Below are 22,667 nucleotides of genomic sequence, written 5' to 3'. Positions count from 1 at the left end.
CTGATCCGTGTGTCCGCGAGGTGACGCACGCGCCGGGCCTCGTCGCGCCGGTGCCCTCCCGGCCGGAATAGGCTCACCGGTATGCCTGACCAGACCGGACTCCGCGTCGCCCTCGCCCAGATCGACACCTGCGTGGGCGACCTCGCCGGGAACGCCGACGCCGTCCTCGCCTGGGCCCGGAAGGCCGCCGAGGCGGGGGCCGACCTCGTGGCGTTCCCCGAGATGACCGTCACCGGCTACCCGATCGAGGACCTGGCCCTGCGCGCCTCGTTCCGCCGCGGCGCCGAGCGCGCCCTCGCCGACCTGGCCCGGGCGCTGGACGAGGCCGGGCTCGGGGACCTCACGGTCGTGGTGGGCACGGTCGGCGAGCGCACCGTGCGCGAGCACGACGACGCCCCGGCCCGCCCCACGAACCAGGCGGTCGTGCTGCAGCGCGGCTCGGTGCACCAGCGGTACGACAAGCACCACCTGCCGAACTACGGCGTCTTCGACGAGTTCCGGATCTTCACGCCCGGCGGCGAGCCCACCGTGGTCGAGGTGGCGGGCCGCCGCGTCGGCCTGCTGATCTGCGAGGACATCTGGCAGGACGGCCCGGTCGCCGAGCTGTCCGACGACGACATCGACCTGCTGCTCGTCATCAACGGCTCGCCGTTCGAGGAGGGCAAGGGCCACATCCGCACCGACCTGGCCGCGCGCCGGGCCGCCGAGGTCGCGGCCCCGCTGGCCTACGTCAACATGGTCGGCGGCCAGGACGACCTGGTGTTCGACGGCGGCTCGTTCGTCATCGGCCCGGACGGCACCCTGCTGGCGTCCGCGCCCCAGTTCGTCGAGCACCTGCTGGTCTGGGACCTGCCGGCGCGCGGCGCGGCCCTCGAGCGCGGGACGACGGCCCAGCCGCTGGACCCGGACGAGGAGATCTACCGGGCCCTGGTGACGGGCCTGGCCGGCTACGTGCGCAAGAACGGCTTCCGCTCCGTCGTGCTCGGCATGTCCGGCGGCATCGACTCCGCGCTGGTGGCCGCGATCGCGGCGGACGCCATCGGCGGCGACAAGGTCGTCGGCGTGTCCATGCCGTCCCGCTGGTCGTCGGACCACTCGAAGGACGACGCGGCGGACCTCGCCGCCCGCATCGGCGCCGACTACCGGGTGCAGGCGATCAAGCCGATGGTCGACGCCTTCGAGGGCGAGATGGCGCTCGACGGCGTCGCCGCGGAGAACCTGCAGGCCCGGGTGCGCGGCGTGATCCTCATGGCCCTGTCCAACGCCGAGGGCCACCTGGTGCTCGCCACGGGCAACAAGACCGAGCTCGCGGTCGGCTACTCGACGATCTACGGCGACGCCGTCGGCGGCTACGCCCCGCTCAAGGACGTCGACAAGTCCCGGGTGTGGGCGCTCGCCCGGTGGCGGAACCACCACGCGGTCGACGCCGGCCAGGTCCCGCCGATCCCGGAGAGCTCGATCACCAAGCCGCCGTCGGCGGAGCTCCGCCCGGGCCAGGTCGACCAGGACTCCCTGCCGCCGTACGACCTGCTCGACCAGGTGCTGGACGCCTACGTCGAGCACGCCGAGGGCCGCGCCGAGCTGCTCGCCCGCGGCTTCGACCCGGAGATCGTCGACAAGGTGCTGTCGCTGGTCGACCGCGCCGAGTGGAAGCGCCGGCAGTACCCGCTCGGCCCCAAGGTGACGGCCCTGGCGTTCGGCCGGGACCGTAGGCTGCCGATCACCACGCGCTGGCGCGAGCCCGTGGACACCACCGCCTCGGCGGAGGCCACCGCGCGCGCGACCGGCACGACCACCGACACCGTGGAGCAGCACTGATGTCCGAGCAGCCGAACCCGGCAGCCACCCCCGGCACCCCCGCCTCCCCCGCGGCCGCACCCGCCCCGCGCCGCGTCCGCGTGCACCACCTCGCCGAGGCGAAGGAGCGCGGCGAGCGGCTCACCATGCTCACCGCCTACGACTTCGCGACGGCGCGCATCTTCGACGACGCGGGCATCGACCTGCTGCTGGTCGGCGACTCGATCGGCAACACGATGCTCGGCCACGCGTCGCCGATCCCGGTCACCGTGGACGAGATGATCCCGCCGACGCGCGCCGTCGTGCGCGCGGCCCGCCGGGCGCTCGTCGTGGCGGACCTGCCGTTCGGCTCGTACGAGGCCGGCCCGGCGCAGGCCCTGGCGACCGCGGCCCGGTACCTCAAGGAGGCCGGCGCGCACGCCGTGAAGTTCGAGGGCGGCGTCCGGGTGGCCCCGCAGATCCGCGCGCTCACCGACGCCGGCATCCCGGTCGTCGGGCACCTGGGCTTCACCCCGCAGTCCGAGAACACCCTCGGCGGCCACCGGGTGCAGGGCCGCGGCGACGAGGCGGCCGAGCGGCTCGCCGAGGACGCCCTCGCCGTGCAGGAGGCGGGCGCGGTCGCGGTCGTCCTGGAGATGGTGCCGGCGCCGGTCGCCGCCCGGGTCACGGAGATCCTGCGCATCCCGACGATCGGCATCGGCGCGGGCGCCGAGTGCGACGGCCAGGTGCTCGTCTGGACCGACATGGCGGGCATGGGCGAGTGGTCGCCGCGGTTCGCCAAGGCGTTCGCGCCCGTCGGGCAGCTGCTCGGCGAGGCCGCCCGCGCCTACGCCGCCGAGGTGCGCGGCGGGCAGTGGCCCGACGCCGACCACTCGTTCCTCAGCTGACCGCGTCGCCGACGGCCGGCGGCGGCCGCCCGCGGCGCGCCCGGGCCCGGGCGGCGCTCGCGGCCGGGGTGCTGGTGCTCGCGGCGGCGGTCGTCGTCGTCCTGGTCGCGCCCGACCGGCTCGGCCTGGCGGACCGGACGCCCGTCGCCCAGCTCGTCGCCCTGCGCGGGCTGGTCGCGTGCCTGCTGGTCGGCGGCGCGCTGCTGCTGGTGGGCACCGTGGAGGCCTGGCGCCGCGTCGGCGGTCGGGCGGGGCTGCGCCGGCCGGGCCGGCGGCTGCCCCTGGCCCTGGCCGCCGTCCTCGCGCTGGGCGCCGGCGCGCAGGCCGCGGTGCTCGCCGGTCGCGGCGTCGACGGATCGGACCCGGGCCCCGCCGCCGACGGGGAGCTCGTCGTGCTGTCGTTCAACACCTTCGGCGTCGTCGGGCCCGAGGACCTCACCGCGCTCGTCCAGCAGCAGGACGCCGACCTCGTGGTGCTCGCCGAGACCTCGGGGGCGACCGCCCGCGCCGTGGCCCGCGCGCTGACCGACGCCGGCCGCCCGACCACCGCCCTCGCGGCCGACTCCGCGAGCACCCGCGTCGAGGGCGTCGCGCTCCTGGTGCGCGACAGCCTGGGCGCGTACGCCCCGACCTCCGCGGGCCTGCCCGCCACCGAGCTCGGCACCTTCGCCGCGGTGCGCGGCGGTGCGGTGCGCGCCGGTGCGTCCGCCGTGTCCCCGGAGGTCGTGGTCGCGGTCCACACCCGTGCGCCCTCCGCGGAGTCGTCGATGCCGGACTGGCGCGCGCACGCCGCGGGCGTCGCGGACACGTGCCGGACCACGCCGGGGGTGATCGTCGCGGGCGACCTCAACGCGACCCTCGACCACCCCGGCCTGGACGACCTGGGCCCGTGCGTCGACGCCGCGGCCGAGGTCGGGGCGGCCGGTCTCGGCACGTGGCCCGCGGACGTGCCCCGCGTGCTCGCCGCGCCGATCGACCACGTGCTGGTCGACGGGCGCGCGTGGCGGGTGACGGCGTTCGGCGTGCTGGACCGGGTCGGCACGAGCGACCACCGGCCCGTCGTCGCGCACCTCGCCCGCCGCTGACCACGCACCCGGCGTCGCGCGTGCTGCACCGGGTGGTCCCCCGGGCCCCCTACGCTCGGGGCATGCGCCGCGACTCCGCCGTCCAGCAGCCGGCCGCGGCGCGCTCCCCGTCGGGGTCCCCCGCCCCGCGGTCGTCGGCACCCCGGTCGTCGGCACCCCGGTCGACCGCACCCCGCAGCCCGCGCCCGCCCGCGCGGCGGCCCCGGCTGCGCCTGACCCGGCGCGGCGTGGTCGTCCTCGGCGTCGGCGCGGCGCTCGTGCTGGCCCTCGTCGTCGCGCTGGTGGTCGCCGTCGTGCGCCTGCTGGGCGGGCCGGCGCCCGCCGCCGAGCCCGACCCGGTGCCGGTGGCCGTCGTCGACGCCTCGTGCGTGCCCGACGCGACGACCTCCCAGAACTGCTGGCCGGCGTTCGACGACGGCGCGGACCCGCTGCTGGAGGTCTCGCCGTGGGTCACCGGCCGGCTGCGCGGCGGTGACGTCCGGTTCGTGCTCGAGCACGTCGCGGCGCGGTTCGACGCCGAGGTCGAGCCGGTCGACCCCGCGAGCTCCTGGGGCTGGGGCTACCGCACGGTCCGCGGCGAGGAGGACGACGCCGGCGACGGGCTGTCGAACCACGCCTCCGGCACCTCGGTCGACCTCAACGCGACCGAGCACCCGCTCGGCGCGCGGGACACGTTCACCGACGAGCAGGTCGCGGCGATCCGGTCGATCCTCGCCGAGGTGCACCCGGCCGTCGCGTGGGGCGGCGACTTCGACGGCCGGCGCGACGAGATGCACTTCGAGATCGTCGGCTCCCCCGAGGTCGTCGCCGAGGTGGCCGCCCGCCTGCGCGGCGAGGCGCCGGCGGGCTGACCGCGGCGTCGGACCCGTCGGGCGCGGCGGCGTACCCGCCGGGCGGGGCCCGGTCCCCCGCCGGGCTCAGCGGTCCCGGCGGTCTTCCTCGTCCCACGCCTCGGTGCGGGCCCGGGCCTTGTCCAGCGCGTGCTGCGCCGCCTCGCGGGTCGGGTAGGGGCCCATCAGGTGCGACCACGTCGACTGCTTGCCCTGCTCGACCTGCCCGGTCTCGGTGTTGTAGTAGAACTCGTCGGCCACGGGTCCGTCCTCCTCGTCCTGGGCCGTCCGGCTCACCCGGCACGACCGCTTCTTCGTAGACTGCCAGGCATGACGTCCGTGCACGCGCCGAGGCCGGCGCTGGTCCCGGGCACCGTGAGCCCCCGGCGACCGGTCCCCGCCTCCATCCCCCGCCCCGAGTACGTCGACCGGCCCGCGCCGACCCCGTACACCGGCAGCGACGTCGTCGCCCCCGAGGTCGTCGAGCGCATCCGGGTGTCCGCGCGGATCGCCGCGCAGGCGCTGCAGGAGGTCGGCCGGCACGTCGCACCCGGCGTCACCACCGACGAGCTCGACCGCATCGGGCACGAGTTCCTGCTCGACCACCACGCGTACCCGTCGACGCTCGGCTACCGCGGCTTCCCCAAGTCGGTGTGCACCTCGGTGAACGAGGTCATCTGCCACGGCATCCCCGACTCGACCGTCCTCGAGGACGGCGACCTCGTCAACCTCGACATCACCGCCTACGTCGACGGCGTGCACGGCGACAACAACGCGACGTTCCTGTGCGGCGACGTGGACGAGGAGTCCCGGCTGCTGGTCGAGCGCACCGAGGAGGCGCTGGCGCGCGCGATCAAGGCCGTGCGCCCCGGCCGCGAGGTCAACGTCATCGGCCGGGTCATCGAGAAGTACGCCGCGCGGTTCGGCTACGGCGTCGTGCGCGACTACACCGGCCACGGCGTCGGCGAGGCGTTCCACACCGGGCTGGTCATCCCGCACTACGACGCGGCCCCGATGTACGACCGGGTCATCGAGCCCGGGATGGTCTTCACGATCGAGCCGATGCTCAACCTGGGCACCGCCGACTGGACGACGTGGGACGACGGGTGGACCGTGGTCACCGCGGACCTGCGCCGCAGCGCGCAGTTCGAGCACACCCTGCTGGTCACCGACACCGGAGCGGAGATCCTCACACTCCCATGAGCAACCACCACGGCAAGAACGAGCGCACGGCGTTCGGCATCGACATCGGCGGGTCGGGCATCAAGGGCGCGCCGGTCGACCTGGCCTCGGGCGAGTTCGCCGCCGACCGCGTCCGCATCCCCACCCCCCAGCCGGCCACCCCCGCCGCGGTCGCGGAGACGGTCGTCGAGCTGGTCAAGCGGTTCGACCTGCCCGAGGACGCCGCCATCGGCGTGACGTTCCCCGCGGTCGTCCAGCACGGCGTCGCGCGGTCCGCCGCGAACGTCGACGGCTCCTGGATCGGCACCAACATCGAGCACGTCCTCGGCGACGCGCTCGGCCGGCCGGTGCTCGCGGTCAACGACGCCGACGCCGCCGGGTACGCCGAGACGCTGTACGGCGCCGCGCGGTCCACCTCCGGCGTCACCTTCATCTGCACGCTCGGCACCGGCATCGGCACCGCGATCGTCGCCGACGGGGTCCTCGTGCCGAACCTCGAGCTCGGCCACCTGGAGATCGACGGCCACGACGCCGAGTCGCGCGCCGCCGACTCCGCGCGCGAGCGCGAGGACCTCGACTTCCCGCAGTGGGCCGAGCGGCTGCAGCGGTACTTCGGCGTCATCGAGGACCTGTTCTGGCCGGACCTCATCGTCGTCGGCGGCGGCGTGTCCAAGCACCACGAGAAGTTCCTGCCGCTGCTGCACCTGCGCGCGCCGATCGTGCCCGCGCAGCTGCGGAACGCGGCCGGCATCGTCGGCGCCGCGGCGCTGGCGGCCCGGGCCGGCACGCCGGTCGCGGGGGTCAAGGGCGACTGACGCCCGCCGCGAGGGCGCCGCCGCCGGGGTCTGGTGGCGGCGCCCTCGTGCGTCTACGGTCGCCGCATGGGACTCGACCTGAGCCAGCTGTGCATCGACGCGCACGACCCGTCCGCGCTCGCCCGGTGGTGGGCCGAGGTCCTGGGCTGGCAGGCGGTCGAGGAGGTGGCCGACGAGGTGGACCTCCTCCCGCCGCCGGGCGTGGCCGCCACGCCGTGGCTGTTCCTGCGGGTGCCCGACGCCAAGCGCGTGAAGAACCGGCTGCACGTCGACGTGCGGCCGCCCGACGGCTCCGACCAGGCCACCGAGCTCGACCGGCTGCTGACGCTCGGGGCGGTGCGGGTCGACGTCGGGCAGGGGCCGGACGTCACCTGGCACGTCCTCGCCGACCCGGAGGGAAACGAGTTCTGCCTGCTCCGGTCGACCCCCTCCGAGCTGGCCGCCCTGCTCGCGGCGGACCAGGCCGAGGACGACTCCGCCTGACCTGGGCGTTCGCGCCTCCGGCCCGGGCGCTCGGGATGCGACCGCGCACGACCCGGCATAGCGTCGGAGGCACGACGTACCGGTCCGGAGAAGGAGGACGTATGGGACTCGACGACAAGATCTCGAACGCTGCCGAGAAGGCTGCCGGCAAGGTCAAGGAGGCCACCGGGCGCGCCTCGGACGACGAGCGCCTCGAGGCCGAGGGCCGCACCGACCAGTCGAAGGCCGACATCAAGGACGCCGGCGAGAAGGTCAAGGACGCGTTCAAGCACTGAGCCTCCGCGCCGACCACGCCCCGTCCCGGGCACCCGGGGCGGGGCGTCGTGCCGTCCGGAGGCTACTCCGGCGGGGGCGTGGCCCGGACGGCCGCGCGGAACCGGGCACCGCCCCGCGCGGTCGCGACGGGCTCCCACTGCCCCGTCTGCACCAGCCCCACGACGTCCAGGTGCACCTGGGCGATGTCGGCGAGCGGGAGCGGGAAGTCGGGCGACGTCGTCCGGCTCTCCGCCAGCGGGGTGCCGTCGGCGGCGACCAGCGTCAGCGTCCAGGTGAGCGCCGCGGGGCCCGCCGGCACCGGCGAGTGCACCTCGACGTGGTGCGCGTGCGTGGCCTCCGGGCCGCTCAGCGCGGCGATCCGCGGCAGGCGTCGCCGTTCCATCCGAGCCCCCCTGACTCGTGCGCGGGGGCCGTCGTCCTCAGCCCCCGTGCCCAGCCTGGGGCCTCCGCGGGCGTCTGACCAGGACCGAAGTCCGTGGTGCCCGCGATCGCCACGTGTCAGAGACGGCGCTCCAGCAGCACGACGTCCCGCCACCGGCCGGCGAGCGGGCCGTACGTCATGCGGGCGATCCGCTCCCGCGTGCCGACCACCCGGAACCCCGTCGCCGCGTGCAGGGCCAGGCTCCCGGTGTTCTCCGGGAACACCGACGACTGCACCGTCCACACCCCGCCCGCCGCGGCGGAGTCCAGCAGCGCCGCCATCAGCGCCCGGCCGACCCCGCGGCCGCGGGCGGCGCCGCCGACGTACAGCGACGCCTCCACCACCCCGGCGTACACCGCCCGGCGGGACACCGGCGACGCGGCGACCCACCCGAGCACCGTCCCACCGGGCGCCTCCGGCGCGTCGGCCGGCCCGTCCGCGCCGACCCCGCCGACCCCGCCGAGACCGTCCTCGTCGCGGGGTTCCCGGCTCCCGGACCCCGCATCTACCGCGGTCTCGCCGGCGAGCGCCACGAACCGGTGCTCGGGCAGGTGGGAGGCGTCGAACGCGGCCCAGGTCGGCGCCGCGCTCTCGAAGGTCGCGTGGCCGGTCGCGATCCCCTCGGCGAACACCGCCAGCACTCCCGGGGCGTGCGCGGCGGTCATCGGGCGGACGGTCACGTCGGGCTGCACGCCGGCCATTCTCCCGCCCGCGCCCGGCCGTGGGTGACATCACCCGGGACCACCCGCGCGTCGGCGAGGCCGACGGCGCACACTGCCGTGGTGAACCTCGCGCAGACCGTCCCGGGCGGCCTGTCCCGGCTGCGGTCGGCCGTCCCGCTGCTCAACGCGCGGCCGGTCCCGCCCGGCGTGCACCACGACGTCGAGCGGCCCATCCCGGTCACCGTCACCCTGCGCTGGGAGACCGGCCCGGAGCCCCTGGACACGGTGGCGGTCGAGTGGACCCCGGCCCTGGTCCGGGTGCGGATCGTGGACCTGCGGGTGATGACGGGCGCGGTGTGGCTGCCGGCGGCGGATGTGCGACGGCGGGGGTGCGCGTAGGCGACGTCGCACGGCTCCGGGGCACCGGGAGCGAGGGACACTGGGCCGCATGGACGTGACCGGGTGGGTGGTCGCGGTGGCCGCGACCGTCGCGCTCCTCGTCCTGCTCGACCGCCTCGTCGCGTGGGGGCTGCTCGACCTCCGGGCGCGCGGCCGGTCGCGCCGTCGGGACACGGGCGGCGCGGCGGCCGGCGGCGGGATGGTCGCCGAGCTCATCGACGTGTTCCAGCCGAGCCGGACCCACACCACCGAGGAGCAGGAGCGCCAGCGGCACGACCGGCACGACGTGGGTGACGGCGCTCCGCCCGTCGACCTGGACGCGGGCACCGCGCACGTCGACGCGGAGCCCCGGCGGCCGGGGCGCGGGCAGCCCGTCAGGCGAGGCGCTCGACCGTGACCGCCGCGTGGTGCTCGCGCGGCCTCCCGGGCCGCGCTCCCCACGTCAGCACGCCGTGCACGACCGCGCCCACCTCGGCCGGCACCGCGCCCTGGTAGTGCGCGGTCGGGTCCCGCGTGAGCCGCTCCGCGAGCTCGGCGAGACTGCGGCTGTCCGCCGCCTCGTCCACCGCGAGCCGGGTCATCCTGAAGCGCGCCTCGGACATGACGGGCCCCCTCCGTCGGTCTTCTCCCGTCCAGGGTAGGGGCGCTCGGCCCGCGGCGCCCGGGGTCGGGGCCGCGCGCCACCGTGGGGCCGCGCACCGTCCGCCGACGCACGACGAAGCGCCGGCCGACGTGGCCGGGGCTGCCTCGTGCGCGGATGAGCTGGCCGGTACGCCGGGTTCTGTCCCCGCGCGCGGTTACCCCCGCGCGGGTGGCGACCATCCATCTACGACGCACGTTGCCGTGCGCCTCCAGCGGCCTACCCGGGAGCTCGGGCGGGCAGCCCTCGAACGCTCCCTGTCTGGCCTTGCTCCGGGTGGGGTTTACCGAGCCGTGCCGGTCACCCGGCACGCTGGTGGTCTCTTACACCACCGTTTCACCCTTACCACCGTCCGGCCCGAGAGCCGTGCGGTGGCGGTCTGCTTTCTGTGGCACTGTCCCGCGGGTCACCCCGGGTGGGCGTTACCCACCACCCTGCCCTGTGGAGCCCGGACGTTCCTCGGCGAGCCCGAGGGCTCGACGCGGCCGCCTGGCCAGCTCATCCGCGCCCGTCAGCCTACTACGCCCCGGCCGCAGCCTCGCCCTCGCGGAGGGCCGGCTCCTGCCCGGCCGACTCGGTCAGCCGGTAGTGCAGCCGCAGCACGGGCAGGGTGCCGAGCCGCAGGCCGTGGTCCGTGCGGAGCACCCCCTCGGGGTCCTCGAACACGTGGAACCGCTCGTGCACCGGGATGCGCCGCGCCCAGCAGCCGGCGGGCCGGTCGACGACGAGGTACGCGCCCGGGTCGCCCCACGCCCCCGCCCCCGACGTGAGCACGAGGCCGCCGTCGGCGGTCGCGGTGGGCCGGAGGAGGACCACGAGCCGACCGCGCGGCAGCGGGAACGTCACGCGCACGGCGGGCTCGCCGGACGCCGGGAGCCGCACGACGCCGTACAGGCCGCTGAACACGATCCGGCCGGTGGCGCGGAGGCGGCGCAGCCACAGGGCACCGACCTGGGCGCCGTCCCGGACGAGCGGCGTGACGGCGCTCGACATGCCGTGCGCGAGGTCGAGGGAGCGCAGGGGCAGGGCGAGCTGGTCCAGGCGGCGCGCGAACAGCGCGGCGACCGCCCAGCCGAACGGCCACGCCCACGGGGCCCAGCCGACCCAGGCGTCGAGCCGCCAGGTCGAGGTGCGCTCGTAGAACCGGCGGACCGGCCCGGCGAGCGCGTCGGCGGCGAAGTCCGGTCGGTCCAGCTCCGCCATCGACCCGAGCAGGCCCTGGGGCCCGGCGTCACCTCCGCCGCCCTGTCCGGCCACCTCGGCGCCGAGCCGGTGGGCCTCCGCCGGGAGCCACGCGTCACCGACGCGGTCGAGATCCCCGACCGGTCCCTGCAGCCACGGCGTCGCGGGCAGGTCCACCCGTCGGCCCGTCGCGCGGACCCAGGCCCGCGTCACCCCGTCCATCCCCCGCGTCAGCACCCCGCGATGGTCGCACCCCGACCGGCCCGCGCGCGGGACGCCGTGGCTCCACGCACGTCGCCGACGCCGGGACCCCGCGTCCGTGCCGCACCCGGCGAGCAGTGCCGGCAGCGCCCTCACGACGGCCTCATGGTGCGTGCGCGGGCCGGGACGCCCGCGGGCCACCGGGGTCGCGCCGCACGTGGCGAACCGCACCCTCGCCGCGCGCCGGCCGACCGCCCCGCGCCGCCTACAGTTCAGCGCGTGCTGATCCTCCTCCCCCCGTCCGAGGGCAAGACGGCGCCCGTGCGCGGCGCCGCGCTCGACCCGGCCGCCCTGTCCGCCCCGGCCCTGACGCCGACGCGTGAGCGCGTGCTGGACGCCCTGGTCGCGGCGAGCGCGCGCCCGGACGCCGTCGAGGTGCTGGGCGTGGGCGCGGGCATCGCCGACGAGGTGGCCCGCAACGTCGACCTGCGGCACGCGCCCGCCGCGGAGGCGCGCTCGGTGTACACCGGCGTGCTGTACGGGGCGGCGGGACTGGACCGGCTGACGACGACCCAGCGCCGGCGCGCCGCGGAGAGCGTGCGCGTCGTGTCCGGGCTGTGGGGCCTGGTCGCTCCCGAGGACCGGATCCCGGCCTACCGGCTGTCGATGGGCGTCGACCTGCCGGGCGTCGGGCCGCTCGCGGCCGTGTGGCGGGAGCCGCTGCGGGCCGAGCTCGACCCGCGGGCCGAGGCCGGCGAGCTGGTCGTCGACTGCCGTTCGGCCACCTACCTCGCCGCGTGGAGACCGCCGCGGGCCGCCCACGGGTCGTGGGTGCAGGTGCGGGTGCTACGCGAGGTCGACGGGAGGCGCTCCGTGGTGTCCCACCACGCCAAGCACACGCGCGGCGTGCTCACCCGCCACCTGCTCACCCGCCGCGGCGGGGCGCCGACGACGGCGGAGCGGCTGGCCCGCGCGGCGCAGGAGCTGGTCGGCACGGAGCTGCTCGCGGTCGAGCTGGACGCACCTGCCGGACGGGCCGCGACGCTGTCGCTCGTCGTCGCGTAGCCGCACGGCCGGCCGGCACCGACCGGACCGGGCAGGGCCGCGGCGGTCCCGCTGCCCTGCACCGCCCCTTCACCCGCCACCCACCGGCCGGCCACCGCCGGGGCACGCCGTGGGCGACCCGTCGGGCTACCGTGGGTCCAGGCCGGGATGGCCGCCCGTGGTGATCGACCGGCAGGGGGACGGCAGCAGCATGCGACGCACGAGCACCGCGCGGGTCGCGGCGCTGCTGCTGGCGCTCGTGCTCGCCCTGGTCGGCGTCGTCGCCCTCGCGGGCGCCCCGGCGGGGGCCTCGGTGTCCGACGGCGGCTCCGGCACGCAGCGCGACGGCGCGGCCGCTCCCGGCACGACCACCGACGAGGGTCAGGACGCGGGCACGGGGGCCGTCCCCGCGCCGTCCCCCACCCCCTCGCCGGCGCAACCCGCCCCCACCACCACGCCCGTGCCGACGCCGACGCCGACCCAGCAGGTCCCCGCGCCGGTGCCGACGGCGGAGCCGCAGCCCACGCCGACGCCGGGCCCGACGTCGACGCCGGCACCCACCGGCAGCCCGGCTCCCAGCCCGACTCCGTCACCCACCGACGCCGGGGCGGGGACGGGCGGGTCCCGGCAGTTCAGCCGCCCGCCCGCCGTCACCACGTCCTCGACGCCCTGGGCCGAGCTGATCGCGGCGCTCGCCGTCGTCGTCGCGGGGGCGGTCGCGGTCGTGGCCATCTCGGCCCGCCGCGCCCGGCTCGCGGCCGAGGCGGGCGGCGCGGGGGCGACCGGCGCGGGGGCCGCCGCGGCCGAGTCCGACGCGACGACCGCCGCCCTGCCCGCCGTCGACGGCGACACCGCCGAGCTGCCCACGCCCCCCACCCCCGCCGAGGTGCTGCGCCTCATGGTCGTGGCGGGCGAGGCCATGGTCGACGCCGGGCACACGGTGTCCTCCGTCGCCGACACCCTGGACGAGATCGCCGCCGTGCACGGGGTGCCGGGCACCGAGACCGTGGTCCTGCCGACCGCGCTGCTCGTCTCGGTGCCCGACGGGGACGGCGTCGCCACTGCGGCCGTGTCGACCGGGCGCCGTCCCCTGCTCCTGCACCAGGTCGACGAGCTCACCGACGTGCTCCGCGACGTCGCGGAGCCGGACGCGGACGTCGCCGGCTCGACCGCCCGGATCACGCTGCTGCGCGCGGGCGCGCCCCCGTTCGGGATGCTCGCGCGGCTCGGCGGTTACCTGCTGCTGTCGGTGGGCATCGCCGCGCTCCTCGGCGGCTCGTGGCTCGACCTGCTGTTCGCCGCCGGGCTCGGCCTCGCCGTCGGCGCCGTGCAGCTGGTGGCGGGCCGCATGCCCAGCGGCGCCGAGGTGCTGGTGACCGTCGCGTCCGCGTTCGTCGTCGCGGCGGCCGTGCTGCTCGCGGCGCGGGTCGTACCCGATCTCGGCGTGCTCCCGTCGCTGGTCGCCCCCCTCGTGCTGTTCCTGCCGGGCGGCCTGCTCACGACCGGGGTCATCGAGCTCGCCACCGGGCAGATGCTCTCCGGAGCGGGGCGCATCGCCGCGGGCGCGATGCAGCTCGTCCTGCTGGCGGGCGGGATCGTCGCGGCCGCCGCCCTGGTCGGCGTGCCCGCCGTCGACCTCGCCTCCAGCAGCAACGCCCTCGGTCCCGTCGCGCCGTGGATCGGCGTCGCGGTGTTCGGGGCCGGCACGGTCGTCTACCGGTGCGGTCGGCCGCGGACCATCGGCTGGGTCGTCCTGGTGCTCGCCGTCGCGTACGGCGCGCAGGTGCTCGGGGACGCGCTGCTCGGCGGGGCGCTGTCGGCGTTCGTCGGCGCGCTCGCCATGACGCCGGTCGCACTGGCGGTGTCCCGGTTCCCGTCGGGCCCGTCTCCGCTCGTGTCGTTCCTGCCCGCCTTCTGGATGCTGGTGCCCGGTGCCCTCGGCCTGGTCGGGGTGACCAGCCTGCTGGACGGCGACAGCAACGGCGTGTCCACGCTCGTGACGACCGGCGGCACGATGGTGGCGATCGCGCTGGGCGTCCTCGTCGGCCTGTCGGCGGCGCGCGGCCTGCCGGGGCGGCAGCAGCGGTGGTCGATGGGCGGCGTGCCGGGGCTGCTCCCGGCCGCGCGCCCCTGGCGGCTGCGTCGCCGCACCGACCCGCCGGTCTGAGAGGCCGAGCGGACCGCCTGACCAGCCGCCCAGACGACTGGACGACTTCATTGCGGCGTGCCTTCGTCCACCTGAGTAGGTGCTCGGTTCCCACCTTGGCGGCCGGACGGCGCCACGACCGGCGCTCGTCACCGCGCGCCCCTGCACCTCCTTCCGCTCGCCTTGGGCAGCGCGGGCTTCACCTCAGTCCGGCGATGAACAACAAACAACAATCACTCGCACCAAGCGGCATCAAGGAACATCGAGCAACTTGGCCGTGCGCTTTCCTGCAAACTAACGTCATCTCCATCGCAGCCGAGGACATACCGATTCTCGGCGCACTACGCGACCGACCGGTCGCAGCGAAGGAGAAACACATGTCGGAACTGACGCCTGAAGAGATCGCCAACATCCCGCCAGAAGAGGTCGACGAGTTTCCGATGGGCGATGATCCCACCGCATCTCAGGATGCGGTGGATCTCGGCAACCGGAACCCGGACTGATGTCATGATTCGAACGGCGGACATGATTCTGGGAGTTGCGACCGGGGAGCCGTCGAGGGGCCTGAAGGGCGCGGCATTCCAGCCCGGAAAGGTCCACTGGAACGGCGACCCGCGTGACAGCATCTACACCCACTGGTACGGATACCACGATTTCTGGTGCGCGATGTTCGTCTCGTGGTGCGCGAATCAGTCGGGGATGCTCGGCGAGATCATCCCCCGTCACATGAGCACCCCTGCGGGAGCCGACTGGTTCAAGGCTCGCGGTCGCTGGACCAACGGCCTGTCGGGCGTACGACGGGGGGACATCCTGTACATGAAGATCGGCGCAGCGCGCGGGTACGTGAACCACGTGGGCATCGTCGAGAGCGTGAACGGACTCGGCGCCTACACGATCGAGGGCAACACCTCACGGGCCGACATGCCCGGCAGCGAGGACTCCGGCGGCTGCGTCGCTCGCAAGCTCCGGGGTCCGCTCAGCCGAGGGATCACGATCGTCGGGTACGGGCGTCCCGCGTACGACCGCGAGGGCGTGACCGCCCCCGACCTGGAGTGGACGTTCGACCTCCCCCACGCCAGCGTGGGCCTCGTCACCGACGGGTACTGGGGCCGTGCGACGACAGCCGCCCTCCAGAAGTGCTTCGGCACGTACGTCGACGGCGTGGTGTCGAGCCAGTACTCCGCGCACCGGAGCAACAACCCCGGACTGACCTCGGGGTGGGAATGGGTCGGTGCGCCGAAGGGCTCGCCCCTCATGCGAGCCATGCAGAACTGGCTCGGCGTGCCCGCAGACGGCATCGGCGGGCCGACCACGTTCCGTGCGCTCCAGAGCCGCGTCGGCACCTTCGCCGACGGCGCGTTCTGGGCGCGGTCGCCGGCCATCGCCGAGATGCAGCGGCGGCTGAACGCAGGGTCGCTCCGGTGACAGCCCGTGCACGGCGGGCACACCGCCCGCCGTGCACGTGGCGGGCGGACCTCGACTCAGCCGATCGTCCACGACCCGGTCGAGCGGACGACGACGAGCCGGTCGTACTGCGACAGCGAGATCTGACTCGAGGCAGTGCTCCCGGGGACCACCTCGGAGACGTCGAGATGAGGGATCGAATAGATCTTGAGCTCGGGCCAGGCGAAGTCGGGGAAGGCCGTCATCGTAAAGACCTCGTCGCCCGGATAGGTCACAGGAACCTTCCCGTCGAACGCGAGGTTCCTGAACACGCCGTCTCCGGAGCCCTCCGGAGGCAGCTCCGCAGCCGAGGTGACCGGCAGGATGCGGATGGTCCATTCGGCGGGAGCACGCACTGTCAACGCGGATGCGTTCGTGAGTCCGTCGAGCCCGTACGCGAGCGTCCCACGGTAGGGGCCGTGGCGATTGACCAACGTGCTGATCGGGACGCCCGACGCGTCCGTCTCCCACACGCTCACCGCACCGGAGCCAGCGAACTCTGCGAACACCAAGCCCGCCCACGCGCCGCCGGGGAGCTCCACTGTCTCGTCACCCGCGCCGGCGAACACCGCCGCCTCGAACTCCGGGAAAAGCCCCAGGTACGAGTCGCGCCTCCCGGTGGGTTCACCGACCCCGCTGTCGGCCGACTCCCCGCCCTCCACCCTGCGGCCATCCTCGTCCGGCGTGCACGCTCCTGACGCCATCAACATCAGCACCCCCGCCATCGCAGCCAACCGATGCCTCATTCTTACTCCCGACCGTCGGTGCCCGGCACGGCCCGGGAGCACCGGGCAGCGCCATCGGCGGCGATGTTAGGCACGCGGCACCACCCATCGAGCGCCTCCGCCCGTTGAGTGGGTGGTCTACTGCCACGGTGGCGAAGCGCGAGCGCCCGCACCGCCGTGTGCCGAGCGCCGAGGGACACAGACCGCGGAGCGCGCTCGTAGCTCCGGGGACGCTGCTGTCGCCGAACGTGCAGACAGCGGACAAACCGGCCGGCGCCGCGGTGCGGCGGCGGACGACGACGACCGCAGGACCGAGAGGGGACTTCGCACGATGATCGATAGGAGCAGAACATCTGACTTCATCGCCGAACGCGCACACAAACGAGGCCGAGAGCGCGTCGAACCACCGTTGACGGTCCGCGACGTGGCCGAACGCACAGGCCAGGATCCGCAGACAGTTCGTGAACTGGCCCGACGCGGCGAGCTCCGGGGCTTCAAGACGGGCCGTGGCGGCACGACGTCCGCCTGGCGCTTTCGGCAGTCGGCCGTCGAGGAGTTCATCGCACGACGAGAGGCCGCCACCCGCCGCGGGGGTGCCCCAGCAACGCCAACCGCGTCGAGGCTACGAGCCGGCCGACCGGACGTGTCCGGCCAACTGCCGGGACGCCGCATCTGACCCCACTTCAGGAGGACTCCATTTCGATACCAGACCCCCCGGAAGCGCACGCACCGTCACGCTCGCGTCGCGACCCGCACCGCTCTCCAAGCATTCCTCTCGACGCTGATCGCACTCGGGTTGGCAGCGCCCGTCATCGTCGGCATCGTGGTCGACGACCTCGGCGAGTGGATTCCCGAGTCGTGGAGCCTGTGGCTTCTCGGCGCCTCGGCGTCTACCGCCGCGCTGGCCGCCGCGGTCGCCAAGATCATGGCCATTCCCGCCGTCGATGCGTGGCTGAGCTCGTTCGGGCTCGGATCCGCACCCGCCGGGCGACCGCCCGACACGGACGCACCGGCCCAGGGCCCTGGGTGAGCCGGCGACTCAGCCGCGCGCCGGCCAACCCTCGCTCGGCGCCCCGGCCACGGCGACCTCGTCCCGCTTGTCCGCGAACAGCCGGATGATGCTCACCGACGCCGGCGCGACCCGCAGCTGGCTCCACGACCCCGGCTGCGCGCCCATCGTCCGCCCGAGCGCGGCCCGGATCGCCACGGCGTGCGAGACGACGACCACGGTCCGGTCGGTGCCCGCGGCGAGCAGGGCGTCGAGCCCGGCGCCGATCCGCTCCCCCACGTCGGCGATCGACTCGCCGCCGTCGGGACGGAGGTCGGCGCGGGTGTGCCACGGCTCGAGCTGACCGGGCCAGCGCTGCTCGATCTCCTCGGCCGTGAGCCCCTGCCAGGCGCCGAAGTCGGCCTCCTGGAACGCGGCGTCCACGCGCGGGGTCAGGCCGAGGCGCGCGCCGATGATCGCGGCCGTCTCCTGGGTCCGGACCATCGGGGACGCGATGAGCTCGGTCGGGTACGGGACGTCGCCCCACAGGTCGTCGCCGACCCGCCGGACCAGCTCGCCCGCGGCGGCGGCCTGGCCGCGCCCGCGCTCGGTGAGCGACGGGCCGGGCTCGGACGACCCGGAGTAGCCGCGGGAGACGGTCATCTCGGTCTCGCCGTGCCGGACCAGGATCACCGTGACCGGCTGCGCGTCGTCGAACCGCACCGCCGCGCCGGACGGGCGCCCGCGGCGCGCGGGCGACGCGGGCGCGGGCGTCCCGGCCTCCGGCTCCAGCGGCTGCGCGCTCCCCTGCGGGCTGTCGGCGGCCATCAGTACGCGTCCTCGCCGCGGACCAGGATCCGACCGGAGTCCTCGCAGTAGACGATCTCGTCCTCGGGCGTCGCCTTGATCTTCGCGAGCTCGGTGGCGGGCACCGGCAGGCCGCTGCCCTCGGACCGCCCGTGCCGCAGCGCCGCGACGGCCACGCCGCCGAGCCGCCCGCGCAGCCGGTCGTAGAGCTGGATCAGCGGCTCGGCCAGCGGGGCGGCCATCGCGTCCCGCTGGGTCCGCACCTCGTCGGCCTGCTTCTCGATGATCGCGAGCTCGGCGTCGCGCTCGGCCACGACGGCCGCGCGGTCGTTGAGCAGCGCCGCGTGCGCGGTGGTGAGCTCGCCGAGGGTGCCCTCGTGCGCCTCCAGCCGCTCCATCGCCTCGAGCTCGACCTCCTCGAGGTCGCCCTGCCGGCGGGCCAGCGAGACGAGCTCGCTCTGCAGCGCCTGCAGGTCCTTCGCGGAGCCCTGCCCGGAGTCGAGCCGGGTCCGGTCGCGCGCGGCGCGGTCCCGGACCTGCTGCACGTCGGACTCGGCCTTGCTGACCTCGCGCTGGATGTCGCCGACCGCGGTGCGGGAGGCGGCGATGGCGGTGTCCAGGTCCTTCAGCTGCGCGTCCAGCTCGGCGATCCGCTTGTGCTGCGGCAGCGCGGTGCGCTTGTGCGCCAGCTGGTCGAGCTTGGTGTCGAGCCCCTGGAGGTCGAGCAGCCGCTTCTGGTCCTGCGGGGAGGCCTTGGTCACGGGTGGTGTCCTTCCGACGGTGCGGTGGTGCTGGAGGGCGCCGGGACGCGGCCGGTCCACGGGTCGGTGCGCAGGGTGCTCACGCGGGTCTCCACCGTAGTGCCGCGCGCGGCCAGGTCGGCGCGCAGGTCGCGCTCCGCGCCCCGCAGCCAGGGCCACTCGGAGGCGAAGTGCGCAGCGTCCACCAGGTAGGGCGGGCTGGCGGCGGCCCCGCGGGCCTCGAACTCGGCGCGCTCGCGCAGCTCGGAGGCCGGGTGGTGCCGCAGGTCGGCGGTGAGGTAGGCGTCGGCGCCGGCGGACCGGACGTCGTCGAACAGCGAGTCGCCCGACCCCCCGACGACCGCCACCGTGCGCACCGCCGCGTCCGCCGGGCCGGCGTACCGGATGCCCTGCGCCGTGGCGGGGAGCGCGGCTGCGACCCGCTCGGCGAACGCGCGCAGGGTGAGCGGCTCGGGCAGGTGCCCGACGCGGCCGGTGCCGGTCGGGCCGTCCCAGGTCGCCAGCTCCAGGACGTCGAACGCCGGCTCCTCGTACGGGTGCGCGGCGCGCATCGCGGCGACGACCGCGGCCCGCCGCCGTCGAGGCGCCACCATCTCGACGCGGGCCTCGACGACGCGGGCCGCCTCGCCGGCGCGACCGACGGCCGGGGTCGCCGCGTCGGACGGGGTGAACGTGCCCTCGCCCGTCGACGTCCACGCGCACCGGCTGTACTCGCCGATCGCGCCGGCACCCGCCGCGGCCAGGGCGTCGACCAGGCGCTCGGCGTCGCCGGCGGGGACGAACACGACGTGCTTGTCGAGCGGCTCGGCCGGCGCGGGGACGAGCGGGCGCAGGTCCTGCAGGCCGACCAGGCGGGCCAGCTCGTCCGCCACGCCGCCGGCCGCCGCGTCCGCGTTGGTGTGCGCCGTGTAGAGGGCCACCCCGCCTCGGATCAGCCGGTGCAGCAGCGCGCCCTTGGCGCTGGTCGCGGCGACCGAGTGCACGCCGCGGAGCAGCAGCGGGTGGTGCACCACGACGAGGTCCGCGCCCCAGTCCAGCGCCTCGTCGACGACGGCGGCGAGCGGGTCGACCGCGAACAGCACCCGGCGGACCGGCTGGTCGGGGTCGCCGGTCACGAGCCCGACGCGGTCCCACGACTCGGCGGTGCGCGGCGGGTAGCGGCGCTCCAGCACGCCGACGACGTCGGCGAGGGTGGCGTGCGCGGACGGCGGGGTGGGCGGCGGGGTGGGCTGGCTCACGCGGTCGAACCTACCCGGGCCGGTCACCCCGGCGCCGCCCCGCGCACGCCGGTCCTCGGCGGGACGGCGCGCGTCAGGGCAGCAGCATCGACTTGATCGCGCGGCGCTCGTCCATCGCGGCGTACGCCTCGGCGACCTCGTCGAGCGGGAGCACCAGGTCGAACACCTTGCCGGGCCGGATCGCGCCCGACCACACCTCGGCGGCGAGCTCCTCGATGTACGCGCGCACCGGGGCGATCCCGCCGCGGACGCCGACGTTGCTGCCGAACATCTGCTGCACCGGCAGCTCGGGCCCGCCCGCGGGGACGCCCACGAAGCCGACCTGCCCGCCCGGACGCGCCGTGTCGAGCGCCTGCTGCATCGACTCCTTGGTGCCGACGCACTCCAGCACCTGGTCCGGGCCGCTCCCGCCCAGGAGGTCGCGCACCGCCGCGGCGCCCTCGTCGCCGCGCTCGGCCACGACGTCGGTCGCGCCGAACTCGCGCGCCAGCGCCTGCCGGGAGGCGTGCCGGGACATGGCGACGACGCGCTCGGCGCCGAGCCGCTTCGCCGCGAGCACCGCGCACAGGCCGACCGCGCCGTCGCCGACGACGGCCACGGTCGAGCCCGGTCCGACGCCCGCCGACAGGGCGGCGTGGTGCCCGGTGCCCATGACGTCGGTCAGCGTGAGGACGTGCGGCAGCAGGTCGGCGTCGGGGGTGTCGGGCATCGCGACGAGGGTGCCGTCGGCCAGCGGGACCCGGACGTACTCGCCCTGCCCGGCGTCGGTGAACACACCCTCGGCGTCGTCCCCGCCCCAGCCGCTGCTGTGCACGCAGGACGTGTGCACGCCGTTGCGGCAGTGCACGCAGGTCCCGTCCGAGACGGTGAACGGCGCGACCACGAACTGCCCCGGCCGCAGCGTCCGGACGTCCGACCCGACCTCCTCGACCACGCCGACGAACTCGTGCCCGATCCGGCGCGGCTGCCTGGTCGGCCGCACGCCGCGGTAGGGCCACAGGTCGGATCCGCACACGCACGACGCGACGACCCGCACGAGGGCGTCGGTGGGGCGCTGGATCGTGGGGTCCGGGACCTGCTCGAGGCGGACGTCGTGGGGGCCGTGGATGAGGGTCGCTCGCACGGGGGCAGCCTACGACGGGGGCGCCCGGCGGGGCGTGTCGGTGGTCGCCGGTAGCGTTGTTCCATGGCACCTGACCTGCAGGAACACCCGGATGGCGACGTGGTCGCCGCCGTGGTGCTGCCGGTCTACGGGCCCGACGGGACGTGCCTGACCGACCTCGGTCCGGACCCCGTGGTGGCAGCCGGCGGGGCGCCCCGGACGGGCGAGCAGCGGCAGGTCGAGGCGATCCGGTCCTGCCCGCCCGGACCGGAGCTGGATGCGTGGCTGCGGGGTCTGGATCTGACGGTGCTGAGCCCGGCGATCCTGGTCGAGGCGATCGCCGCGCAGGACCGCGTCGAGTCCTACCAGCACGCCCGCACGCTGGCCATGGTCGCCGAGCTGGCCCGTCGCGAGGAGATGCGCCCGGAGTGGTCCCCGCTCGCCGGTGCGCCCCCGACGCAGGCGTGCGTGGCCGGCGACGAGCTGGCGATGCGGCTGGGCTGGCCCCGGGTGACCGCGACCAGGACCGTGCACCGGGCGCTGGTCCTGGACGGGCTGCTCGGCGCCACCCGGCAGGCGCTGGAGACCGGGCACGTCGACGCCGCCAAGGCCCAGGTGCTGACCGCGGAGCTGGCCGACCTGCCGTTCCAGGTCGCGCACGCCGTGGAGGACGCGGTGCTCCCGGACGCCGACCAGTGCTCGGTCGGCCAGCTGCGGCAGCGCGTGGCGCGGGAGATCCGGCTCGTCGACCCCGAGGGCGCCGCCGGTCGCCACGACCGCGCCCGGCGGACCAGGAAGGTCAGCCACCCGAGGCCCCAACCGAACGGGATGGCCTCGATGTGGCTGGTGCTGGACGCTGCCGACGCGATCCGGGTCGACGGGGTGCTGACCCACGCCGCGAAGACCGCCAAGGCCCTGGGTGACGGGCGCACCCTGGACCAGCTGCGCGCCGACGGCCTGCGGGACCTGGTCGTCGGGGACGTGCCGGCGTCCGACGGGCCGGCCTTCGAGGTCCACCTGACCCCCGGACCACCGCAACCGCCGCAACCCACACGCTCGTGGAATGGGGCGACGTTCACCGACCGCAACGGCCCCGTCCTCGCACCCCCGGCCGAGCCGACCCCGATCGCCACGCTCTTCCCGGTCGGCGAGGCCGTCGCGCACCCCGCGTCCGGTGAGACGGACCTGGCTCCGCCCGACCCTGTGCCCGCCGCGCACCCCGCGTCCGTCCGGGCGGACTCGGGTTCGCGGATCGCTTCGCCCGCCACGCTCCCCGCGCCTGGCGGGCAGTCCCCGGCTTCATCGGCCGCTGTGCCCACCGCGCCGACAGAGACAGAGACCGAGGCCGACGCCTGCCCCGGCACCGGCGCCGCCGCACCCGGCGCACCGACCGGAGCCACCGCACCCGTCCACGCGCCCAGCACCGTCACGGCCGCGTCCCCGGCCGCTCGCCGCGGCTGCGCCCGCTGCTCGGGTCGCCCGGGCGCCGAGGTCCGCATCACCATCCCCGCCTCGACCCTCCTGGGCCTGGACGACCAGCCCGCCCACCTCGA

27 protein-coding genes and 1 other RNA gene are annotated in these 22,667 nt (G+C 75.8%); 17 read left to right on the top strand and 11 right to left on the bottom strand.

Annotation, left to right across the window (positions count from 1 at the left end; all coding sequences use genetic code 11):
• Positions 1-81 precede the first annotated feature (81 nt).
• The 4 genes from FS882_RS19740 to FS882_RS19725 all read left to right on the top strand — a co-directional run bounded on the left by FS882_RS19740 (position 82) and on the right by FS882_RS19725 (position 4,620).
• On the top strand, positions 82-1,818 hold the full coding sequence (locus tag FS882_RS19740; protein ID WP_158375790.1) for an NAD+ synthase: 1,737 nt from the start codon (positions 82-84) through the stop codon (positions 1,816-1,818).
• Positions 1,818-2,684: a 3-methyl-2-oxobutanoate hydroxymethyltransferase gene (gene panB, locus FS882_RS19735; protein WP_158375788.1), complete on the top strand. Its 867-nt coding sequence runs from the start codon at positions 1,818-1,820 to the stop codon at positions 2,682-2,684. The genes FS882_RS19740 and panB overlap by 1 nt, the downstream gene beginning before the upstream one ends.
• The gene (locus FS882_RS19730; RefSeq protein WP_262348429.1) at positions 2,651-3,769 is read left to right on the top strand and encodes an endonuclease/exonuclease/phosphatase family protein; all 1,119 of its coding nucleotides are present in this window, start codon (positions 2,651-2,653) and stop codon (positions 3,767-3,769) included. Before panB ends, FS882_RS19730 begins: the two co-directional genes overlap by 34 nt.
• 62 nt (positions 3,770-3,831) lie before the next feature.
• Positions 3,832-4,620, top strand: coding sequence for a M15 family metallopeptidase (locus tag FS882_RS19725; protein ID WP_158375786.1), 789 nt, complete (start codon positions 3,832-3,834; stop codon positions 4,618-4,620).
• A 66-nt stretch (positions 4,621-4,686) separates the two neighbouring features.
• Here FS882_RS19725 and FS882_RS19720 read toward each other — a convergent pair whose 3' ends face one another.
• Positions 4,687-4,896 (bottom strand): SPOR domain-containing protein, encoded by a 210-nt coding sequence (locus tag FS882_RS19720; RefSeq protein WP_262348428.1) that lies wholly within the window; start codon positions 4,894-4,896, stop codon positions 4,687-4,689.
• A gap of 33 nt (positions 4,897-4,929) precedes the next feature.
• Between FS882_RS19720 and map the strand changes: the two genes are divergently transcribed.
• The 4 genes from map (at position 4,930) to FS882_RS19700 (ending at position 7,354) form a co-directional block, all read left to right on the top strand.
• The gene (map, locus tag FS882_RS19715) at positions 4,930-5,802 is read left to right on the top strand and encodes a type I methionyl aminopeptidase (protein WP_187365394.1); all 873 of its coding nucleotides are present in this window, start codon (positions 4,930-4,932) and stop codon (positions 5,800-5,802) included.
• Positions 5,799-6,596, top strand: a complete 798-nt coding sequence (gene ppgK, locus FS882_RS19710) for a polyphosphate--glucose phosphotransferase (RefSeq protein WP_158375784.1) — start codon at positions 5,799-5,801, stop codon at positions 6,594-6,596. Before map ends, ppgK begins: the two co-directional genes overlap by 4 nt.
• A 66-nt stretch (positions 6,597-6,662) precedes the next feature.
• Positions 6,663-7,079: a VOC family protein gene (locus FS882_RS19705; RefSeq protein ID WP_158375782.1), complete on the top strand. Its 417-nt coding sequence runs from the start codon at positions 6,663-6,665 to the stop codon at positions 7,077-7,079.
• A gap of 101 nt (positions 7,080-7,180) precedes the next feature.
• Positions 7,181-7,354, top strand: coding sequence for a CsbD family protein (locus FS882_RS19700; RefSeq protein WP_158375780.1), 174 nt, complete (start codon positions 7,181-7,183; stop codon positions 7,352-7,354).
• A gap of 62 nt (positions 7,355-7,416) precedes the next feature.
• Here FS882_RS19700 and FS882_RS19695 read toward each other — a convergent pair whose 3' ends face one another.
• Together FS882_RS19695 and FS882_RS19690 are read right to left on the bottom strand one after the other, a co-directional pair.
• Positions 7,417-7,737, bottom strand: coding sequence for a hypothetical protein (locus tag FS882_RS19695; protein ID WP_158375778.1), 321 nt, complete (start codon positions 7,735-7,737; stop codon positions 7,417-7,419).
• Between the two features lie 116 nt (positions 7,738-7,853).
• Positions 7,854-8,477, bottom strand: a complete 624-nt coding sequence (locus FS882_RS19690; RefSeq protein WP_410053302.1) for an N-acetyltransferase family protein — start codon at positions 8,475-8,477, stop codon at positions 7,854-7,856.
• Between the two features lie 81 nt (positions 8,478-8,558).
• On the opposite strand from FS882_RS19690, the gene FS882_RS19685 reads away from it, so the two are divergent.
• Positions 8,559-8,837, top strand: a complete 279-nt coding sequence (locus tag FS882_RS19685) for a hypothetical protein (RefSeq protein WP_158375776.1) — start codon at positions 8,559-8,561, stop codon at positions 8,835-8,837.
• 49 nt (positions 8,838-8,886) lie between these two features.
• A complete protein-coding gene (locus tag FS882_RS19680) occupies positions 8,887-9,234 on the top strand; it encodes a DUF6191 domain-containing protein (RefSeq protein ID WP_158375774.1) in 348 nt (115 codons plus the stop codon).
• Here the strand turns inward: FS882_RS19680 and FS882_RS19675 are convergent.
• The 3 genes from FS882_RS19675 to FS882_RS19665 form a co-directional block, all read right to left on the bottom strand.
• Positions 9,212-9,439, bottom strand: coding sequence for a hypothetical protein (locus tag FS882_RS19675; protein ID WP_158375772.1), 228 nt, complete (start codon positions 9,437-9,439; stop codon positions 9,212-9,214). The two genes, FS882_RS19680 and FS882_RS19675, sit on opposite strands and share 23 nt — an antisense overlap.
• 152 nt (positions 9,440-9,591) lie before the next feature.
• An RNA gene (gene rnpB, locus FS882_RS19670) (RNase P RNA component class A) lies at positions 9,592-9,978 on the bottom strand.
• Between the two features lie 18 nt (positions 9,979-9,996).
• Positions 9,997-10,896 (bottom strand): hypothetical protein, encoded by a 900-nt coding sequence (locus FS882_RS19665; protein ID WP_158375770.1) that lies wholly within the window; start codon positions 10,894-10,896, stop codon positions 9,997-9,999.
• 243 nt (positions 10,897-11,139) lie between these two features.
• Between FS882_RS19665 and FS882_RS19660 the strand changes: the two genes are divergently transcribed.
• The 4 genes from FS882_RS19660 to FS882_RS19645 all read left to right on the top strand — a co-directional run bounded on the left by FS882_RS19660 (position 11,140) and on the right by FS882_RS19645 (position 15,475).
• A complete protein-coding gene (locus tag FS882_RS19660) occupies positions 11,140-11,925 on the top strand; it encodes a YaaA family protein (RefSeq protein WP_187365393.1) in 786 nt (261 codons plus the stop codon).
• Positions 11,926-12,115: 190 nt separating this feature from the next.
• A complete protein-coding gene (locus FS882_RS19655; protein WP_158375766.1) occupies positions 12,116-14,071 on the top strand; it encodes a threonine/serine exporter ThrE family protein in 1,956 nt (651 codons plus the stop codon).
• Between the two features lie 194 nt (positions 14,072-14,265).
• On the top strand, positions 14,266-14,553 hold the full coding sequence (locus FS882_RS19650; RefSeq protein WP_158375764.1) for a hypothetical protein: 288 nt from the start codon (positions 14,266-14,268) through the stop codon (positions 14,551-14,553).
• Entirely contained in the window at positions 14,498-15,475 is a 978-nt protein-coding gene (locus FS882_RS19645) for a CHAP domain-containing protein (protein ID WP_158375762.1), read from the top strand. Before FS882_RS19650 ends, FS882_RS19645 begins: the two co-directional genes overlap by 56 nt.
• A 56-nt stretch (positions 15,476-15,531) precedes the next feature.
• Here the strand turns inward: FS882_RS19645 and FS882_RS19640 are convergent, their stop codons facing one another.
• Positions 15,532-16,218 carry a hypothetical protein gene (locus FS882_RS19640; RefSeq protein WP_158375760.1) on the bottom strand — a complete coding sequence of 229 codons (687 nt, stop codon included), beginning with the start codon at positions 16,216-16,218 and terminating at the stop codon, positions 15,532-15,534.
• 331 nt (positions 16,219-16,549) lie between these two features.
• Here FS882_RS19640 and FS882_RS21825 point away from each other — a divergent pair, with 331 nt between their 5' ends.
• Positions 16,550-16,894 carry a helix-turn-helix domain-containing protein gene (locus FS882_RS21825; protein ID WP_158375758.1) on the top strand — a complete coding sequence of 115 codons (345 nt, stop codon included), beginning with the start codon at positions 16,550-16,552 and terminating at the stop codon, positions 16,892-16,894.
• Between the two features lie 147 nt (positions 16,895-17,041).
• On the top strand, positions 17,042-17,248 hold the full coding sequence (locus FS882_RS19630; RefSeq protein WP_158375756.1) for a hypothetical protein: 207 nt from the start codon (positions 17,042-17,044) through the stop codon (positions 17,246-17,248).
• 9 nt (positions 17,249-17,257) lie between these two features.
• Here the strand turns inward: FS882_RS19630 and FS882_RS19625 are convergent, their stop codons facing one another.
• The 4 genes from FS882_RS19625 to FS882_RS19610 form a co-directional block, all read right to left on the bottom strand.
• Positions 17,258-18,034, bottom strand: coding sequence for a histidine phosphatase family protein (locus tag FS882_RS19625; RefSeq protein WP_158375754.1), 777 nt, complete (start codon positions 18,032-18,034; stop codon positions 17,258-17,260).
• On the bottom strand, positions 18,034-18,774 hold the full coding sequence (locus tag FS882_RS19620) for a zinc ribbon domain-containing protein (protein WP_158375752.1): 741 nt from the start codon (positions 18,772-18,774) through the stop codon (positions 18,034-18,036). The genes FS882_RS19625 and FS882_RS19620 overlap by 1 nt, the downstream gene beginning before the upstream one ends.
• On the bottom strand, positions 18,771-20,012 hold the full coding sequence (locus tag FS882_RS19615; protein ID WP_158375750.1) for a Nif3-like dinuclear metal center hexameric protein: 1,242 nt from the start codon (positions 20,010-20,012) through the stop codon (positions 18,771-18,773). Before FS882_RS19615 ends, FS882_RS19620 begins: the two co-directional genes overlap by 4 nt.
• Before the next feature lie 73 nt (positions 20,013-20,085).
• Positions 20,086-21,135, bottom strand: a complete 1,050-nt coding sequence (locus tag FS882_RS19610) for a zinc-dependent alcohol dehydrogenase family protein (RefSeq protein ID WP_158375748.1) — start codon at positions 21,133-21,135, stop codon at positions 20,086-20,088.
• Positions 21,136-21,198: 63 nt separating this feature from the next.
• Between FS882_RS19610 and FS882_RS19605 the strand changes: the two genes are divergently transcribed.
• The coding region (locus FS882_RS19605; RefSeq protein WP_158375746.1) for a DUF222 domain-containing protein at positions 21,199-22,667 on the top strand (1,469 nt) is incomplete at its 3' end.

Source organism: Cellulosimicrobium cellulans, assembly GCF_007679345.1.
GTDB lineage: Bacteria > Actinomycetota > Actinomycetes > Actinomycetales > Cellulomonadaceae > Cellulomonas > Cellulomonas cellulans_A.
Note: the sequence above shows the minus strand (reverse complement) of the source record. Positions and strands in the feature narration are given on the sequence as shown.

Excerpts from the sequence above, each read along its gene's own strand:
- FS882_RS19700 (WP_158375780.1), top strand. The coding sequence starts at position 7,181 with ATGGGACTCGACGACAAGATCTCGAACGCTGCCGAGAAGGCTGCCGGC.
- FS882_RS19625 (WP_158375754.1), bottom strand. The coding sequence starts at position 18,034 with ATGGCCGCCGACAGCCCGCAGGGGAGCGCGCAGCCGCTGGAGCCGGAG.
- FS882_RS19650 (WP_158375764.1), top strand. The coding sequence starts at position 14,266 with ATGAACAACAAACAACAATCACTCGCACCAAGCGGCATCAAGGAACAT.
- map (WP_187365394.1), top strand. The coding sequence starts at position 4,930 with ATGACGTCCGTGCACGCGCCGAGGCCGGCGCTGGTCCCGGGCACCGTG.
- panB (WP_158375788.1), top strand. The coding sequence starts at position 1,818 with ATGTCCGAGCAGCCGAACCCGGCAGCCACCCCCGGCACCCCCGCCTCC.
- FS882_RS19645 (WP_158375762.1), top strand. The coding sequence starts at position 14,498 with ATGATCCCACCGCATCTCAGGATGCGGTGGATCTCGGCAACCGGAACC.
- FS882_RS19680 (WP_158375774.1), top strand. The coding sequence starts at position 8,887 with ATGGACGTGACCGGGTGGGTGGTCGCGGTGGCCGCGACCGTCGCGCTC.
- ppgK (WP_158375784.1), top strand. The coding sequence starts at position 5,799 with ATGAGCAACCACCACGGCAAGAACGAGCGCACGGCGTTCGGCATCGAC.
- FS882_RS19690 (WP_410053302.1), bottom strand. The coding sequence starts at position 8,477 with ATGGCCGGCGTGCAGCCCGACGTGACCGTCCGCCCGATGACCGCCGCG.
- FS882_RS19725 (WP_158375786.1), top strand. The coding sequence starts at position 3,832 with ATGCGCCGCGACTCCGCCGTCCAGCAGCCGGCCGCGGCGCGCTCCCCG.
- FS882_RS19640 (WP_158375760.1), bottom strand. The coding sequence starts at position 16,218 with ATGGCGGGGGTGCTGATGTTGATGGCGTCAGGAGCGTGCACGCCGGAC.
- FS882_RS19695 (WP_158375778.1), bottom strand. The coding sequence starts at position 7,737 with ATGGAACGGCGACGCCTGCCGCGGATCGCCGCGCTGAGCGGCCCGGAG.
- FS882_RS19675 (WP_158375772.1), bottom strand. The coding sequence starts at position 9,439 with ATGTCCGAGGCGCGCTTCAGGATGACCCGGCTCGCGGTGGACGAGGCG.
- FS882_RS21825 (WP_158375758.1), top strand. The coding sequence starts at position 16,550 with ATGATCGATAGGAGCAGAACATCTGACTTCATCGCCGAACGCGCACAC.
- FS882_RS19705 (WP_158375782.1), top strand. The coding sequence starts at position 6,663 with ATGGGACTCGACCTGAGCCAGCTGTGCATCGACGCGCACGACCCGTCC.
- FS882_RS19740 (WP_158375790.1), top strand. The coding sequence starts at position 82 with ATGCCTGACCAGACCGGACTCCGCGTCGCCCTCGCCCAGATCGACACC.
- FS882_RS19655 (WP_158375766.1), top strand. The coding sequence starts at position 12,116 with ATGCGACGCACGAGCACCGCGCGGGTCGCGGCGCTGCTGCTGGCGCTC.